Annotated in this window: 12 protein-coding genes and 2 pseudogenes; 6 read left to right on the top strand and 8 right to left on the bottom strand. The window is 65.7% G+C overall.

Translation table 11 applies throughout. The features are described from left to right. Positions 1–675, bottom strand: coding sequence for an HAD family hydrolase (locus OKW27_RS11520; RefSeq protein ID WP_018423463.1), 675 nt, complete (start codon positions 673–675; stop codon positions 1–3). 397 nt (positions 676–1,072) lie between these two features. Then, positions 1,073–1,955 (bottom strand): annotated as a pseudogene (locus OKW27_RS11515) (LysR family transcriptional regulator). Positions 1,956–2,075: 120 nt separating this feature from the next. Here OKW27_RS11515 and OKW27_RS11510 point away from each other — a divergent pair. Continuing rightward, the gene (locus OKW27_RS11510; protein ID WP_429333536.1) at positions 2,076–2,828 is read left to right on the top strand and encodes a TerC family protein; all 753 of its coding nucleotides are present in this window, start codon (positions 2,076–2,078) and stop codon (positions 2,826–2,828) included. A gap of 7 nt (positions 2,829–2,835) precedes the next feature. After that, positions 2,836–3,044: pseudogene (locus OKW27_RS11505) on the top strand (zf-TFIIB domain-containing protein). A 47-nt stretch (positions 3,045–3,091) separates the two neighbouring features. On the opposite strand, the gene OKW27_RS11500 reads toward OKW27_RS11505, so the two are convergent. From OKW27_RS11500 to OKW27_RS11485, 4 genes are read right to left on the bottom strand one after another with little or no spacing between them, the layout of a single operon-like run. After that, positions 3,092–3,724 carry a DUF2894 domain-containing protein gene (locus OKW27_RS11500; RefSeq protein WP_429333535.1) on the bottom strand — a complete coding sequence of 211 codons (633 nt, stop codon included), beginning with the start codon at positions 3,722–3,724 and terminating at the stop codon, positions 3,092–3,094. Further along, positions 3,717–4,370, bottom strand: coding sequence for an OmpA family protein (locus OKW27_RS11495; RefSeq protein WP_090807091.1), 654 nt, complete (start codon positions 4,368–4,370; stop codon positions 3,717–3,719). The genes OKW27_RS11500 and OKW27_RS11495 overlap by 8 nt, the downstream gene beginning before the upstream one ends. Then, on the bottom strand, positions 4,367–6,724 hold the full coding sequence (locus OKW27_RS11490) for a DUF802 domain-containing protein (protein WP_429333534.1): 2,358 nt from the start codon (positions 6,722–6,724) through the stop codon (positions 4,367–4,369). The genes OKW27_RS11495 and OKW27_RS11490 overlap by 4 nt, the downstream gene beginning before the upstream one ends. Before the next feature lie 10 nt (positions 6,725–6,734). Next, the gene (locus OKW27_RS11485; RefSeq protein ID WP_429333533.1) at positions 6,735–7,637 is read right to left on the bottom strand and encodes a DUF3348 domain-containing protein; all 903 of its coding nucleotides are present in this window, start codon (positions 7,635–7,637) and stop codon (positions 6,735–6,737) included. A gap of 252 nt (positions 7,638–7,889) precedes the next feature. Here OKW27_RS11485 and OKW27_RS11480 point away from each other — a divergent pair, with 252 nt between their 5' ends. After that, complete coding sequence (locus OKW27_RS11480; RefSeq protein ID WP_429333532.1) at positions 7,890–9,122, top strand: NAD(P)/FAD-dependent oxidoreductase; 1,233 nt, start codon at positions 7,890–7,892, stop codon at positions 9,120–9,122. A 175-nt stretch (positions 9,123–9,297) separates the two neighbouring features. Here OKW27_RS11480 and mctP read toward each other — a convergent pair whose 3' ends face one another. Beyond that, the gene (mctP, locus tag OKW27_RS11475; protein WP_429333531.1) at positions 9,298–10,779 is read right to left on the bottom strand and encodes a monocarboxylate uptake permease MctP; all 1,482 of its coding nucleotides are present in this window, start codon (positions 10,777–10,779) and stop codon (positions 9,298–9,300) included. Beyond that, the gene (locus OKW27_RS11470; protein WP_429333530.1) at positions 10,776–10,973 is read right to left on the bottom strand and encodes a DUF3311 domain-containing protein; all 198 of its coding nucleotides are present in this window, start codon (positions 10,971–10,973) and stop codon (positions 10,776–10,778) included. Before OKW27_RS11470 ends, mctP begins: the two co-directional genes overlap by 4 nt. 240 nt (positions 10,974–11,213) lie before the next feature. On the opposite strand from OKW27_RS11470, the gene OKW27_RS11465 reads away from it, so the two are divergent. From OKW27_RS11465 to OKW27_RS11455, 3 genes are read left to right on the top strand one after another with little or no spacing between them, the layout of a single operon-like run. Next, positions 11,214–12,623 carry a cache domain-containing protein gene (locus OKW27_RS11465; protein ID WP_429333529.1) on the top strand — a complete coding sequence of 470 codons (1,410 nt, stop codon included), beginning with the start codon at positions 11,214–11,216 and terminating at the stop codon, positions 12,621–12,623. A 2-nt stretch (positions 12,624–12,625) separates the two neighbouring features. Next, positions 12,626–13,279, top strand: coding sequence for a response regulator (locus tag OKW27_RS11460; protein ID WP_184046652.1), 654 nt, complete (start codon positions 12,626–12,628; stop codon positions 13,277–13,279). A gap of 50 nt (positions 13,280–13,329) precedes the next feature. After that, on the top strand, positions 13,330–13,872 hold the full coding sequence (locus tag OKW27_RS11455; protein WP_429333528.1) for a hypothetical protein: 543 nt from the start codon (positions 13,330–13,332) through the stop codon (positions 13,870–13,872). Positions 13,873–13,996: the final 124 nt, after the last annotated feature.

Raw genomic sequence — 13,996 nt, 5'->3', positions numbered from 1 at the left:
TCACGGCCGCGACGCCACCTCGTCGAGGTGCGCGAGCAGATCGGCCGGATCGTCGTAGACGCGCAACGCCCCCGCGCGCTCCAGTTCCTCGGTGCCATAGCCACCCGACAGCAGGCCGACACCGAGCGAGCGGCAGCGGCGGGCCGCAAGCATGTCCCAGATGCTGTCGCCCACCACGACCGTGTGCTCGATCGACACGCCGAGCCGCTCGGCCGCGGCGAGGAACAGGTCGGGATCGGGCTTCGCGTATTTGACGTCGTCGCGCGTGACGACGACCGCCTTTGCCGGATCGACGCCGAGCGCCGCCAGATTCAGCGCGGCGGTTTCCATCCGCCCGCTCGTCGCGACGGCCCACGGCGTGCCGGCCTGGGTCAGCGCGTCGAGCAGTTCGCGCGCGCCCGGCAGCGGACAGACCTGGGCGCGCATCCGCTGATAGGCGGCCGCATGCGCGTGCCGCAGCCGTTCGGCGCGTTCGACGCTGATCTCGCCGTGTGTCTCACGCAGCAACTGGTCCGTGAACAGCCCACCGCTCATGCCGATCTTGCGATGGATACGCCAGACGGACAGCGGGATACCTTCGCTGTCGAGCGCCTCTTTCCACGCCAGCACGTGCTGATAGACGCTGTCGACGAGCGTGCCGTCGAGGTCGAAAAGAAAGGATGTCTGGATGCGCATGCCGGCCTCCGGTGATGATGGGTTCAATCACTATGCCATGTGTCGATGAAACGGCCAGGGCGGCTCGTCGCCCTTGACGACGCTCACGGGCTCTACACGATGTGCGCAAATTCCCACAGATGGGCGCGTATTTGTTCCGATTTCGCTTTACCACGGTCTCACGTTCGAGACGATGTACTCGTTTAGCAAAGGCCGGCAACTTCGCGAACCACAGCTCGTACGGCTTCGGCCTTTCGTACGCGCAGGGCCCGCCGGCCGATTCGGTGTTGTCGCACGCGACTCTCAACACGCTGCCGCCGACGTCGACGAATACGCGGGTCGCGGTCACGGTGGGCATGCGTCACGCGTTCTGATCTCGCGCGGCGCAGGCGTGGCGCGCCGCGACAGTGCAATGCCCTCACGACTGCGCCGCCGCGATCACCCGCGACGCGAGCGCATGATGCTGGCCGCGTCGCGAGCGGATTGCGTGAATTCTCCTCGATCACGCCGTCCGCGCGGCCGAGCCAGCGCAAGCCCCTCGATAACGTGAGATCTTCGGCGCCGAGCTCGGCGAGCGGAAACACGCCGAGCCCGCGCGCCGCGAACACCGCCATCAACGCGCTGTCCTCGAATTCGCCGACGACGCGCGGCCTGATTCCCTGAGACTCGAACCATCGGTCGAGCCGCGCGCGCAGCGCGCCGTGACGGGTCGGCAGCAGCACGGGCAGGTCAGCGAGACAGAGCGGAAAGCCGTCGCGCGCCGACTTGCGCACGACCTGCGCGGGCCCGTACCAGTCGACCGGCGAGCCCGCGACGCGCTGGCTCAGCACGCGCAGATCCGCGCCGTGCGGCGCCGGCTGACAGGCGAGCACCAGATCGAGCCGATGCAGCGCAAGCTCCGACAACAGCTGCGCGGGCTCCCCCTCGTGACACAGCAGCCTGAGCGACGGCGTGGCCAGCACCGGCGCGAGCAACGCATGCGCGGCGAGCTTGGAAATCCCATCCGACAGCCCAACCGCGAGCCGCACCGAGTCCGCGCCGCTCGCTTCGCGCATCTCGTCGAGCAATGCCTCGCCCAGCTGGAAAATCTGCTCCGCGCGATCGAACGCCTGCTCGCCGGCCTCGGTCATCGCGACGCCGCGCCCGGCCGGCTTCAACAGCTGGCGCCCAAGCGCTTTCTCGAGCTCGCGCACCTGCGCGCTGATCGTCTGCACGGCCATGTCGAGCCGCCCGGCCGCGCGCGCAAAGCCGCCCTCCTTCACGACGATCCAGAAGTAGTACAGGTGACGATAGTTGAGCATGCTGATCCGATACTTCGAAAAATCCGAAACGTCGTTCAGGTTATCACTGGTTCATTCGAACCGCGAATAGGCCCATGATGGCGGTTCCGCCGCTCGCGGCGCACTCGATTCCGCCACCTCATGGACTCCCTGTTCGCACTCGTTGCCGATCCCGCCGCGTGGGCCGCGCTCGTCACGCTGATCGTGATGGAGATCGTGCTCGGCATCGATAACCTGATCTTCATTTCGATCCTCAGCAACCGCTTGCCGGAAGCGCAACGCCCGCGCGCGCAGCGCATCGGGCTGCTGCTCGCGCTGGTGATGCGGCTGCTTCTGCTCAGCACCATCGCGTGGATCACGAAGCTGACCGCGGTCGCGTTCACGCTGTTCGATCATGGCTTTTCGTGGCGCGATCTGATCCTCGTCGGCGGCGGCCTGTTCCTCGTGTGGAAGGCGACCACCGAAATCCGTCAGCACATGATCCCCGCTGACGAACTCGCCGCGAAAACCAGCTCGACCGTGCAGTTGACCGTGGCGGCCGCGATCGGCCAGATCATCCTGCTCGACCTCGTGTTTTCCGTCGACAGCATCATCACCGCGGTCGGCATGACCGAGCACCTGCCGATCATGTTCGTCGCGGTGATCGTGTCGATCATGGTGATGCTGTTCGCGGCGCAGCCGCTCGCGCGCTTCATCGATCGCAATCCGACCATCGTGATGCTGGCGCTGAGCTTCCTGCTCGTGATCGGCATGACACTGATCGCCGATGGTTTCGGCTCGCACGTTCCGAAGGCGTATATCTATGCGGCGATGGCGTTTTCCGCGTTCGTCGAGGCGATGAACATGCTCGCGCGGCGCGCGAAAACGAAACGTCTGGCAAGCAGCGAGGAGTGATGCCGTGATGAAATGCCCAGTCTGCAAAACGACCGGTCTGCTGATGACCGAGCGCCGCTCGATCGAAACGATTACTGTCCGGACTGTCGAGGCGTATGGCTCGATCGCGGCGAGCGTGCCTTGGAAAGCGAGCGGCAGCGTTACGAGGAGCGTCGCGACGAACATCGCGGGTATCAAAAGAAGCGCTCGATTTTCGATGTGTTCGACTTCGACTGAACGCTTCGGCGGCTTGGCGCACGCAAATTCCAACCGCCGTTAGCGCATCAGCGCGCCTTCTTGCGAGCGCCCTTGCCGGTCGTCGCGGCGCGCGGCGCTTCCTTCTCGAGCGGTGCGCCGCCGTTCATCTGCTCGAGCCACGACAGCGTATCGACATACGACAGAAATTGCTTCAGATATTCCGGCGACAGCTCGCGCATCAACGACAGCGCGCGATGTACGAGGCTGCTCGAATTGAGCGGCCCCGCGTTGCCTGGCACCTGCGCGAGCGACTGGCGCAACTGCTTTTCGGTGCGCAGTTTGGACCAGACTTCGCGGAAGTAGTCGACTGCGGGCAGATCGGGATAGGCGGCACCGTGCGGAGCATCGGCGCGCGCGTGGTGGCGGGCGAGGCGTTCGATCAGCGCCGCGAGCGTGGCGTCGTTGGCCGCGTTGGCGTCACCGGACGTGGCTTGCGACGCGCTCTCGTCCGCAGCGGCACGCTCGACCTCGGCCGTATAGTCGGCCAGCAGTCCTGCCAATCGTTGCTCGAGCACTCGTCGCGGCTCGCCGCTGTGCTGTGCCGCGCGCCGCGTAAGCGCGTCGAGCAGATGAAAGCGCACCGGATCGAGCCGAGCCGCGCCGCTCGCGCGCCATGCATCGAGCCTCGCGCGAGCCGTGTGGATCGCGTCGTCAAGCACCGGACTTCTCCGCTGCCGCCGCACTCGACGGCCGCGGCACCGGCGCGATTTCGACGCGGCGGTTTTTCGCGCGGCCGGGTTCGTCGGCATTCGAACTGACCGGCTGCTCCGAGCCGAACGCCGCCGCAAACACCGACGACGCCGACACGCCCTCGTCGATCAGCGTGCGCGTGACCGTCAACGCGCGCTGCGCCGACAGCTCCCAGTTATCGGCGAAGCGTCGATTGCCTTCGCGCAGGCGTTGATCGTCGGTGAAGCCGCTGACCATCAGAATCTGATCGCTCGCGCGCAGATACGCGGACAGCGGCCCGGCGAGACTCTTCAGCAGCGCGCGACCCTCAGGCTGCAGCTGGGCGGAGTTCAGCGCGAACAGCACGTTGCCGCTAATGCCGATGCGCCCATTGACGAGCGTCACGCGCCCCGCCGCGAGCGGTCCCGCGAGTGCCTGTTCGAGCGTCTTGCGGCGCTGCGTTTCAGCCTGGCGCTGCTTGACCTCCTGCTCGAGCTTGCTCGACAGTTCGAGCTGCACGCCGATCACGCTGACCAGAATCAGCACGAACGCGCCGACCAGCACCGACATCAGATCGCCGAACGCGGCCCAGATCGGCGCGGAGGTTTCCACGCCGCCGTCGATGTCCTCGCTCATACCGCGTCGGCTCCAGCGGTCGCGCGCTGCGCGGCCAGCAACTGCAGGTCTTCGACGATCTGCTTCTGCGACATCACGCTGAGGTCGACCACGTCACGCGCCTGCGCGACGTAGTAGGCGAGCTGTTCGTCGCTGCGCGCGAGCGATTTGTCGAGCGCTGCTTCGATGCGTTCGAGATGTGCGACGAGCTTGTCGTTCGCTTCGCCGAAGGTATGCACGGCCGCGCCGAATGCTTCGCCGAGGCTCGCGACTTCGACCGCGCTGCCGGTGACCTGCGCGGCGACCGTGCCGAGCTTGCCGGTCTCGTGCTCGAGGTGCTCGGTGAAGCGATTACCGACGCGTTCGAGCAGACCCGCCGACGTCGAGACCAAGGCATCGACGGCCGTGCGTTGCTCGGTCGACGCGTGGGTGACTGCGTCGAGCAGCGTCTCCAGCGTGGCGAGCAGACGACTGCGCTCTTCGAGCATCGCGGTGTCCCGGACCATGCTGTCGGAGAGCTTCTGGCGCAGCTCCGCGACGACTTCGGCAGCGGCCTTCGGCGCTTCGGACGCCGCTTGCACGAGGCGCTCGATTTCTGCGATCGTCGCGCTGGCATGCGTTTGCGTCTGCGCGGAGATATCGCGTGCGGTTTGCGCGAGTGCGTCGCAGATTTGCTGCTGACGGGTCGCAGTTTGCAAACCCGTTTGCTGCCATTGTTCGTCGAGCTTTGCGGTCATCGCGGCGAGCGCTTCGGTCCATGCCGCGAAGCGCTGTTCGTCGCGCGCGGCGAGTTCGGCTTGCAGGTTTGTCGCCGCCTTCGGTGCTTCAGCCGCGGCTTGAACCAGTCGATCGATTTCCGCGATCGTCGCGCTGGCATGCGTTTGCGTCTGCATGGAGATATCGCGTGCGGTTTGCGCAAGCGCGTCGCAGATCTGCTGCTGATGGCTGGCGGCTTGCGCACCCCTCTGCCGCCATTGTTCGCTGAGCTTCGCACCCATCGCGTCGAGCGCCTCGGCCCACGCGCCCAAACGCTGCTCGTCGCGCGCGCTCAGTTCGGTCTGCAAATTCGCATGCGAGCTACCGACCGCGCTCAGCAACGCCGCGGCATGCTGCTCGAACGTCGCGGCGGCGCGCGCCAACGCCTGTTCGTTGTTGGCGGCGAGTTGGTCGCCCGCGCTTTGCTGCTGAGCCAACGCGTCGCCCCAGGCCTGCGACATGCCGCTCGCCGTCGCTTCGAGCCGCGCGGACACGCCGTCGAGCAGCGCGAGCGAGCGCTGTTCGAACGCTTCCGCAACGCGTTCGACCGAAGCGCGCTGTTGCGCGGCCAACTCGTCGCTCGCCTGCCGATGTCCGGCGAGCGCGCTGTGGCAAATCTCGGCGACGTTCGCGCTGGTCGCCGCGAAGCCGCTCGACATGCCGTCGAGCTGGCGCTGCACGGCCTGGGTCACCGCGTCGTGCAACGCGGCGGTTTCGCGCGAGAGGCCGGCCATCGTCGCTTCGACGACCGGCTGCAGGGCCTTGCCGGCGGCCTGCGCGCTGCCGGTCACGCTGTCCTTCAGCGACTGCTCGATCACACCGGCGAGCCGCAGATAGGCGGCTTCGGTGCGGCCGTAAAACGCGTCGAGGCTCGCGATCTGCCGCTCGTTCGACGCGGCGCTCTGCTGTTCGAGCGCGCTCATCATCGTCTGCAGACGTTCGACCAGCAGCGGCGTCGCTTCGGCCTGGCGTTGCAGCAGCCGGAAGCTTTCTTCGCGCTGATGGCTCTGCGAGTAGACGCGCAAAGTCGTCGCGATCTTCGCGTCGAGCTGTTGCGCCGCTTCGAGCCGCTCGCGGCGGGACAGCGCGGACAGCAGCCCGAGCATCGCGGACGTCGCGACACCCGCGATCGACGTGCCGAACGCGAAGCCCAGCCCCTTGACCGGCGCGGCCAGCGATGCGCGGATCGCCTGCAGGTCGCTCGCGCTCTCCAGCGCAAGGCCGGTGCCGCGCAGCGTCATCACCATGCCGAGCAGCGTGCCGAGCATGCCGAGCAGCACCAGCAGACCGACCAGATACGGCGTCAGCGCGGGTCCCGGCAACGCGACGCGCTCGCCTTCGACGCGCAGCCGCACGCTATTGCGCAGACTCGGATGGACAGCTTCGAGAAACGCGGCGAGGCTCGGCGGTGGTCCGGACAACCCGGCGAGCGCGCCTGTCAGCGTGGCGGTCGCCTGACCATAGCGGCGCAATTCGAGCGCGCCTAGCACGTAGAAGACGCCGATCAGCAGCGTGACGACGAACGCGAGCGGATTGGAAACGGCATAACCGACGGCGATCCAGCACGCCGCGGAGAGCCCCGCGAGAAATACAACGAGATCGATACGATATCTGGACATGGGGTCCCAGTTAGCAGACGCGAAGAGCCGCGAGCAGCCCTTCGACCGGTTGAAAACGAACCTCCAGCTCGGCCAGCAAAACGCTCTGCATGTCCTTGCGGAAGACGTCGAGCCACGCCTCGGACGCGAGCGGCGCGGCAGCGTTGCCGCCGTCGGTCGACCTGGCGAGCCGCGTGGCTGCGGTGCTTGCTTTGACTTGAGCCAAGGCTGCTTCCGGCTGCATGGCTGCAGCGCCGGCTTCGACTTCGGCCGACTGCTGCCGCGTGGGATCGGCATCGGCGGCAACTTCGGCCGCTGCTTCCGCCTCCGCCAACCTCCGCTTCTCACCCTCGCGCAAGCGCTCGTAGTGCCCGCCGAGCAACCCGGGCACCGCGCCGAGCAAAGTCCGCTCGCGCTCGCCCAGCGCACGCTCCATCACCGCATCGACGACCGCGAGCCGCGCGAGCGACGGCGCCTGCGTCGCCAGCAACGCGCGCAGCCGGCCACGCAACGTACCGATCGCCGTTTCCATCGACTGCTGAAGCGCGAGATAGCGCTGTCGGAACACCGCGTAGTCGGCCTGCGTGTCGACCGCCACGCGCGGCGCCGACATCCGGGCGGACGACGGCGACGGGCCACGCCGCCGTGAGCCGGCGAGCACGCTATCGCTCACGATTGCGCTCACCAGCGAGCGGCGCACGCGCGTGCACTCTTCCTCTTCCGCACGGCCGAACGCGCGCGCGCCACCAGCGACGGACGGCGGCTTGCCATCCAGCGCGGACGACAACGCGATCGCGTCGGTCCAGCCGAGCCACTGGCTCAGCCGATCCGCCAGCGATTGTCGCGATTCGGCGACGTCGGCCTCGGCGAGACGGGCCAGTAAGCGAACGAGCGCAGGCCCAGTGAGGGCGCTGCCCTGAGGGGCTTGCAACATACCACCGGACGCAAAAAAGTCAGCAGTTTACACGCAGACGCCAGCGAGTCCTAAGTCGCCCGCTCGATCGTGCGTCGAAAGACACGGTTTTGCCCGATCGAACCTGGCATTCGGGCGTTTTCCCGAGCGCGGCTTTTTTGCCAATAGCGAAGCGGACCTATCCCTGTATAAGATGAAAGCTGGCGCCTCGCTGCGCACGAACACGGCGGAGCGTCGACAACACACAGAACACACGCAAGGCGGACAGGGAGCATGAAATTCGATACCGTGGTGCTCGGCGCCGGCATTGTCGGGGTGTGCGTCGCCGTGCATCTGCAGAAACGCGGCCGCGCGGTTGCGCTGATCGACCGTAAGCAGGCGGGCAACGAGACCTCGTTCGGCAACGCCGGGCTGATCCAGCGCGAAGGCGTCTATCCGTACGCGTTTCCGCGCGGGCTCGGCACCCTGCTGCGCTACGCGCGCAACCAGTCGCCCGACGTGCGCTATCACGCCGACGCGATGGTGCAGGTTGCGCCGTTCCTGTGGCGCTACTGGCGCAACTCGCATCCGGCGAAGCACGCGGAAATCGCGAAATCGTACGCGACGCTGATCGAGCATTGTGTCAGCGAACATCGCGCGCTTGCCGCGGACGCCGGTGCCAGCGCGCTGCTGCGGCCGATCGGCTGGATCAAGGTGTTTCGCCATGCCGCCGCGCGCGACGCCGAAACCAGCCTCGCCGAACAGTGGCATCGCGAGTACGGCGTCGAGTTCGAAACGCTCGACGCGCCGCGCCTGCAACAGCTCGAACCCGATCTCGACAAGCGGCTGCAAGGCGGGCTGCGCTATCCGCAATCCGATTCGGTCAGCGATCCGAACGCGCTCGTCACCGCATACGCGCGGTACTTCGAAGCGCTCGGGGGACGGTTCTTCATCGGCGATGCCGACACGCTGCGTGAAGGCTGGCAGGTCGAGACGCGGGACGGGGCGATCACGGCCGAGTCGGCGGTGATCGCGCTCGGACCGTGGTCGGATCGCGCGAGCACGCGGCTCGGGTATCGGCTGCCGCTCGCGGTCAAGCGCGGCTATCACATGCACTACGCGCCGCGTCGGAGCGCGCGGCTCAACCATCCGATTCTCGACGTGGAACACGGCTATGTGCTCGCGCCGATGGCGCGCGGCATCCGTTTGACCACGGGCGCCGAAATCGCGCGCCCCGAGGCGGCCAAGACGCCGGTGCAACTCGACGCGGTCGAGCCGATCGCGCGCACGCTGTTTCCGCTCGGCGAACGTCTGGATGCCGAACCGTGGATGGGACGCCGCCCGTGCACGCCGGACATGATGCCGATCATCGGGCCCGCGACGAAACATCGGGGACTGTGGTTCGCGTTCGGCCATGCGCATCATGGTCTGACGCTCGGACCGGTGACGGGGCGGCTGATCGCCGAGATGATGACCGGCGAGCAGACGCTGGTCGATCCGCGGCCGTTTCGAGTCGAGCGGTTTTAGCCGGAGGGTCTGAGGCCCGCTCGAAATCTCCGCCTTCATCGCACAATTATCGTCATCTCACGCTAAAGCCACCCTCACGGCACACCTCCAACCAAGCCGCCAGCCGTCGAAGCAATAAAAAAACGCCGCGGGCCAACAGCCCGCGGCGTTCTTCATCGAGCCGGACAACCGTCGATCAGGCCGTCATGGCAGCCCGTCGCGGCGACACTGCCGACACCGCGAAGCTCACGACGATATTCGCGACGAGCGCGATCAGGCCGATATACAGCGGATAGTTCTCGTGGCCGAAATGCAGGCCATACACCGGCTTGAGCCCTTGCGAAATCGCGAGGCCCGTGCCGAGCACGATACCGACGAGCCAGCCGACGAACAGACCCGGCGTGTTCAGACGGCGCGTGTACAGCGTGAACACGATGGCCGGGAAAATTTGCAGAATCCACACGCCGCCGAGTAGTTGCAGATCGATCGCATACTGCGTCGGCAGGAACACGATGAACAGCAGCGCCCCGAACTTGACGACCAGCGAAACGATCTTCGCATTGGCTGCCTCCGCCTCGGGCGAGATGTTCGGCGACACCAGCGGACGCCACAGATTACGCGTGAACAGATTCGCCGCGCCGATCGACATGATCGCGGCCGGCACCAGCGCGCTGATCGCAATCGCGGCAGCCGCGAAACCGACGAACCACGACGGGAACAGCGTGCCGAAGAGGGTCGGCACCACGTCGCTTGCCGACTTCACGTTCACGCCAGCGGCGATCGCCATATAGCCGAGCAGCGCGATCAGGCCGAGCAGCACCGTGTAGGCCGGCAGGAAGATCGCGTTCTTGCGCACCGTCTTTGCCGACGCCGACGACAGCACCGCCGTCATCGTATGCGGATACATGAACGCGGCGAGCGCCGAGCCGAGCGCGAGCGATGCGAACGCCGTGTACTGATTCGGCTTCAGCAGGATACCGGTCGCGCCGCCCTTCGCCTGGAAGTGCGCATCGGCCAGTGCGAACACGTGCCCATAGCCGCCGAGCTTCACCGGAATCAGCCATACCGCCGCGATCACGACGATATAGATCATGATGTCCTTGACGAACGCGATCATCGCCGGCGCGCGCAGGCCGCTTGCATACGTATAGAGCGCGAGGATCACGAACGCGACGATCAACGGCAATTCGCCGCTGACGCCGAGCCCCTTGATCACGACCTGCATGCCCACCAGCTGCAGCGCGATATACGGCATCGTCGCGACGATGCCGGTCAGCGCGATGGCCGCCGGGAACCACTTGCCGCCGTACTCGCCGTGCACGTAGTCGGCCGCGGTGATGTGGTTCTTCGCGTGCGCAACCTTCCACAGCTTCGGCATCACTGCGAACACGAACGGATAAACGATGATCGTGTACGGCAGCGCGAAGAAGCCATACGCGCCCACCGAATAAACGAGCGCGGGCACCGCGATCACCGTATAGGCGGTATAGAAATCGCCGCCGACGAGGAACCACGAAATGACCGTGCCGAACTGCCGTCCGCCGAGACCCCACTCGTGCAGTTGCGTCAGATCGCCGCGTTTCCAGCGCGCGGCAAAAAAGCCGATCACCGTGACGAGCACGAAGAACGCGATGAAGACCGTCATCGCAACCGGGTTCACAGGATTCAGATCGCTCATTTGAGACCTCGATACACGATGTAAATCAGCAGCGAGGTCAACGGCACCCACAGAAACTGATACCAGTAGAAGAACGGAAAGCCTGCGAGCGGCGGATGCGCATCGTTATAGAACGGCAGCCACAGCAGCGCGATATAAGGGATCAGCAAAATGAGCCAGAGCCATGAACGGCTGGCCGAGGGGGAGGTCTCCACGAACGTCTCCTGAGTATTATCGACAGCGCGCGCGATGGCTCGTGGCCCGACGCGCAAATGCCCGGTTGCCTGAGGTCAGGCGGAAAATCGGGGAACGTCGCACACTCGAGCGCCAGGCCTCGCGCGGCGCGGTATGCGACGGGCATGTAGTATTCGCCTTCGCGCACTTGCTTTCAAGCGCGCAACTACGTAAGCCGTCTACGTAATATTACGTAGCCCGTTGACTGGCTTCTTTCAACGATGAAACTCAAAGCAAAGATAGTGCTGCTCGCGATCGTGCCCTTTCTGGTGGCGATCGCCAGCATCGAGACGGGCGTGCGCCGCGAAGCGACCGCACTCGCCGAGCGGCAGCACGCGACCACCCAGGCCGCGTACATGGCGAGTAAGGAGATCGAGCTCAAGCACTACGTCGAACTCGCGACGACTGCGATCGCGCCGCTCTACGAGGCCGGCGGCGACAACGCACGCGACGACGCGCTGCTGCGCACGCGTGCGCTCGCGGTGCTCGAAAAGATGAATTTCGGCGAGGACGGCTACTTCTTCGTGTACGACCTGCACGGCCGCACCCTGATGCATCCGCGCGAGCCGGATCTGGTGGGTCGGGATCTGTGGTCGTTGCGCGATAGCCAGGGCACGCCGACGATCCAGCAGCTACTCGCCGCAGCCGCGCGCGGCGGCGGCTATGTGCGCTATCTGTGGCATCGGCCGTCGACCGGCAAGGAGGAGTCGAAACTCGGCTACGTGGTGCCGCTCGAACGCTGGGGCTGGATGCTCGGCACCGGCATCTATCTCGACGACATCGACACGACGCTCGCGCACATCGACGAGGAGGCCGCGGCCAATATCGATCGCACGATGAAGTGGATCGACGCGATCGCGGTGGCTGGTCTCGCGGTCATTGCGCTGTGCGCACTCGTGCTGAACGTGACCGAATATCGCAGTGCCGACGCGAAGCTGAAGCGGCTCGCGCAGCAGGTCGTCGAGTCGCAGGAAAACGAGCGAGCGCGCCTGTCGCGCGAATTGCACGACGGCATCAGCCAGATGATGGTGTCCGTGAAGCTGCTGCTCGAATCGGCGCTCGCGCGGCTCGAACGCGGCGACGCACGCGTGCCCGCCGCCGAGGCCGCCCTGTCCACCGGACTCACGCGGCTCGGCGATACGCTGCGCGAAGTCCGGCGCATTTCTCATGCGCTGCGTCCGTCGATGCTCGACGATCTCGGTGTCGCGGCCGCCCTCGAACAACTGACGCGCGAACTCGGCGACGAGTCCGGCATCGCGCTCGGCTTCACGCAGATCGCGCATACGCATGCCGCCACGTTGCCCGACACGGTCAACACCGTGCTGTTTCGCATCGCCCAGGAAGCGCTGACGAACATCGTGCGACATGCGCAGGCGTCGAGCGCGGCGCTTGCGCTCGAGGTTTCGCGCGATGCGGTCACGCTGACGATCTCCGACAACGGCCGCGGTTTCGACGTGACCGAAGCATTCGTCGGCGGACGTGAAGGTGTCGGCCTGCGCAACATGCGCGAACGGCTCGAAGCGCTCGGCGGCACGCTGTCGCTGAACTCGCAGCCGGGGCACACCGTCGTCGCCGCGCGCGTGCCGCTGCCCACGACGCATGCAACGGTGCCGTCCCTGCAGGAACTCTGATCATGAACGACACGACCTCTCCTTCCATCGCGCGTCTGCTGCTCGTCGACGATCATCCGCTCGTGCGCGACGGTCTGCGCGCACGGCTCGAAGCAGTGCGCCACTTCGAAGTGGTCGGCGAAGCGGGCGACGCGCAGCAAGCGCTCGCGCTGGCCGAACGACAGGCGCCGCATCTGGCGCTGATGGATGTCGGCATGAAAAGCGGCATGAACGGCATTGCGTTGGCGGGCCTCTTTCACGAGCGCTTTCCGGCGATTCGTGTGCTGATGCTGTCGATGCACGACAACCTCGAATACGTGACGCAGGCGGTGCGCGCGGGCGCGAGCGGCTACGTTCTGAAGGATTCGCCGGCGCTCGAAATCATTCAGGCGATCGGCGCGGTACTCGACGGCAAGACGTTCTTCAGCGCGGAGATCGGTGCTCGACTGATCCAGGCATCGGCAACGCAATCGCCGGTCGAACGCTTGACGCCGCGCGAGCGCGACATTCTCGATGCGCTTGCCGAGGGACTGTCGAGCAAGCAGATCGCGCAGCGCAACGATCTGTCGGTGCGAACCGTGGAGACGCATCGACTGAATCTGAAGCGCAAGCTCGATATCGAAGGACAGGCCGAGTTGATCAAGTTCGCGGTCGAGAACCGGCGCAACAAGCGTTGAGGTTCGCGGGCGCGCGATAATGAGCGGTCCACACCTGGAGCGACCACGGCATGAAGCGCGTGTTCGAACTGAGTCTTGCCGGTCTGATGATTTGCGTGGCCACGGCTCGCGTTTATGGCGAACCGGCGCGCGTCAATCGCGGCCACGATCCATTCCTGCAGATATCCAAAGCGATCGCCGATTGCCCAACTCCGCTTGGCCCATTCGAAACCGAAAAGGAATGGCTCGACGATAGCCATTACAGAATCGAACGCGGCAATAGCTGCTGGATCGAAGGCCGTTGCCGTTTGCCGAACGCGTATCTGTACGACGCGGAAATCGCCGAGAGCGTGCAACGGCGTCTCGCGAATCTGAACGTCGCGACGCACTGGCGCGAGCAATCGACGCTATGGCTCACGCTGCAACGCCGCTTTATCTACGTCGAAGGCTGCGTCGCGCCGAGCTTCGACAAGAAGACTTTCCTCACCGAACTCGCCAAAACGGCGGACGTCGAGCGCGTGATCGACAACACGATCACCGATCCTCACGCCGCGCAGTTGCCTTACCGCACCCAGGCGGACCCGGACAAGCCCGTGCTCGATCCGGGCAATTAGCGCGGTAGTCTCGGCTACTCCGACATCCACGCGTTCGGCGGCGAAATCAACACGCCCAATCTCGATGCGCTGGTGCAATATCCTCGCGCTGCCGCGAGCGGTGCATCGACTATATCGACACCAG

Source organism: Paraburkholderia sp. 35.1 (assembly GCF_050436525.1).
Classification (GTDB): domain Bacteria; phylum Pseudomonadota; class Gammaproteobacteria; order Burkholderiales; family Burkholderiaceae; genus Paraburkholderia; species Paraburkholderia tuberum.
The sequence above is the reverse complement of the archived record's forward strand: the minus strand, read 5'-3'. Positions and strand labels throughout refer to the sequence as shown.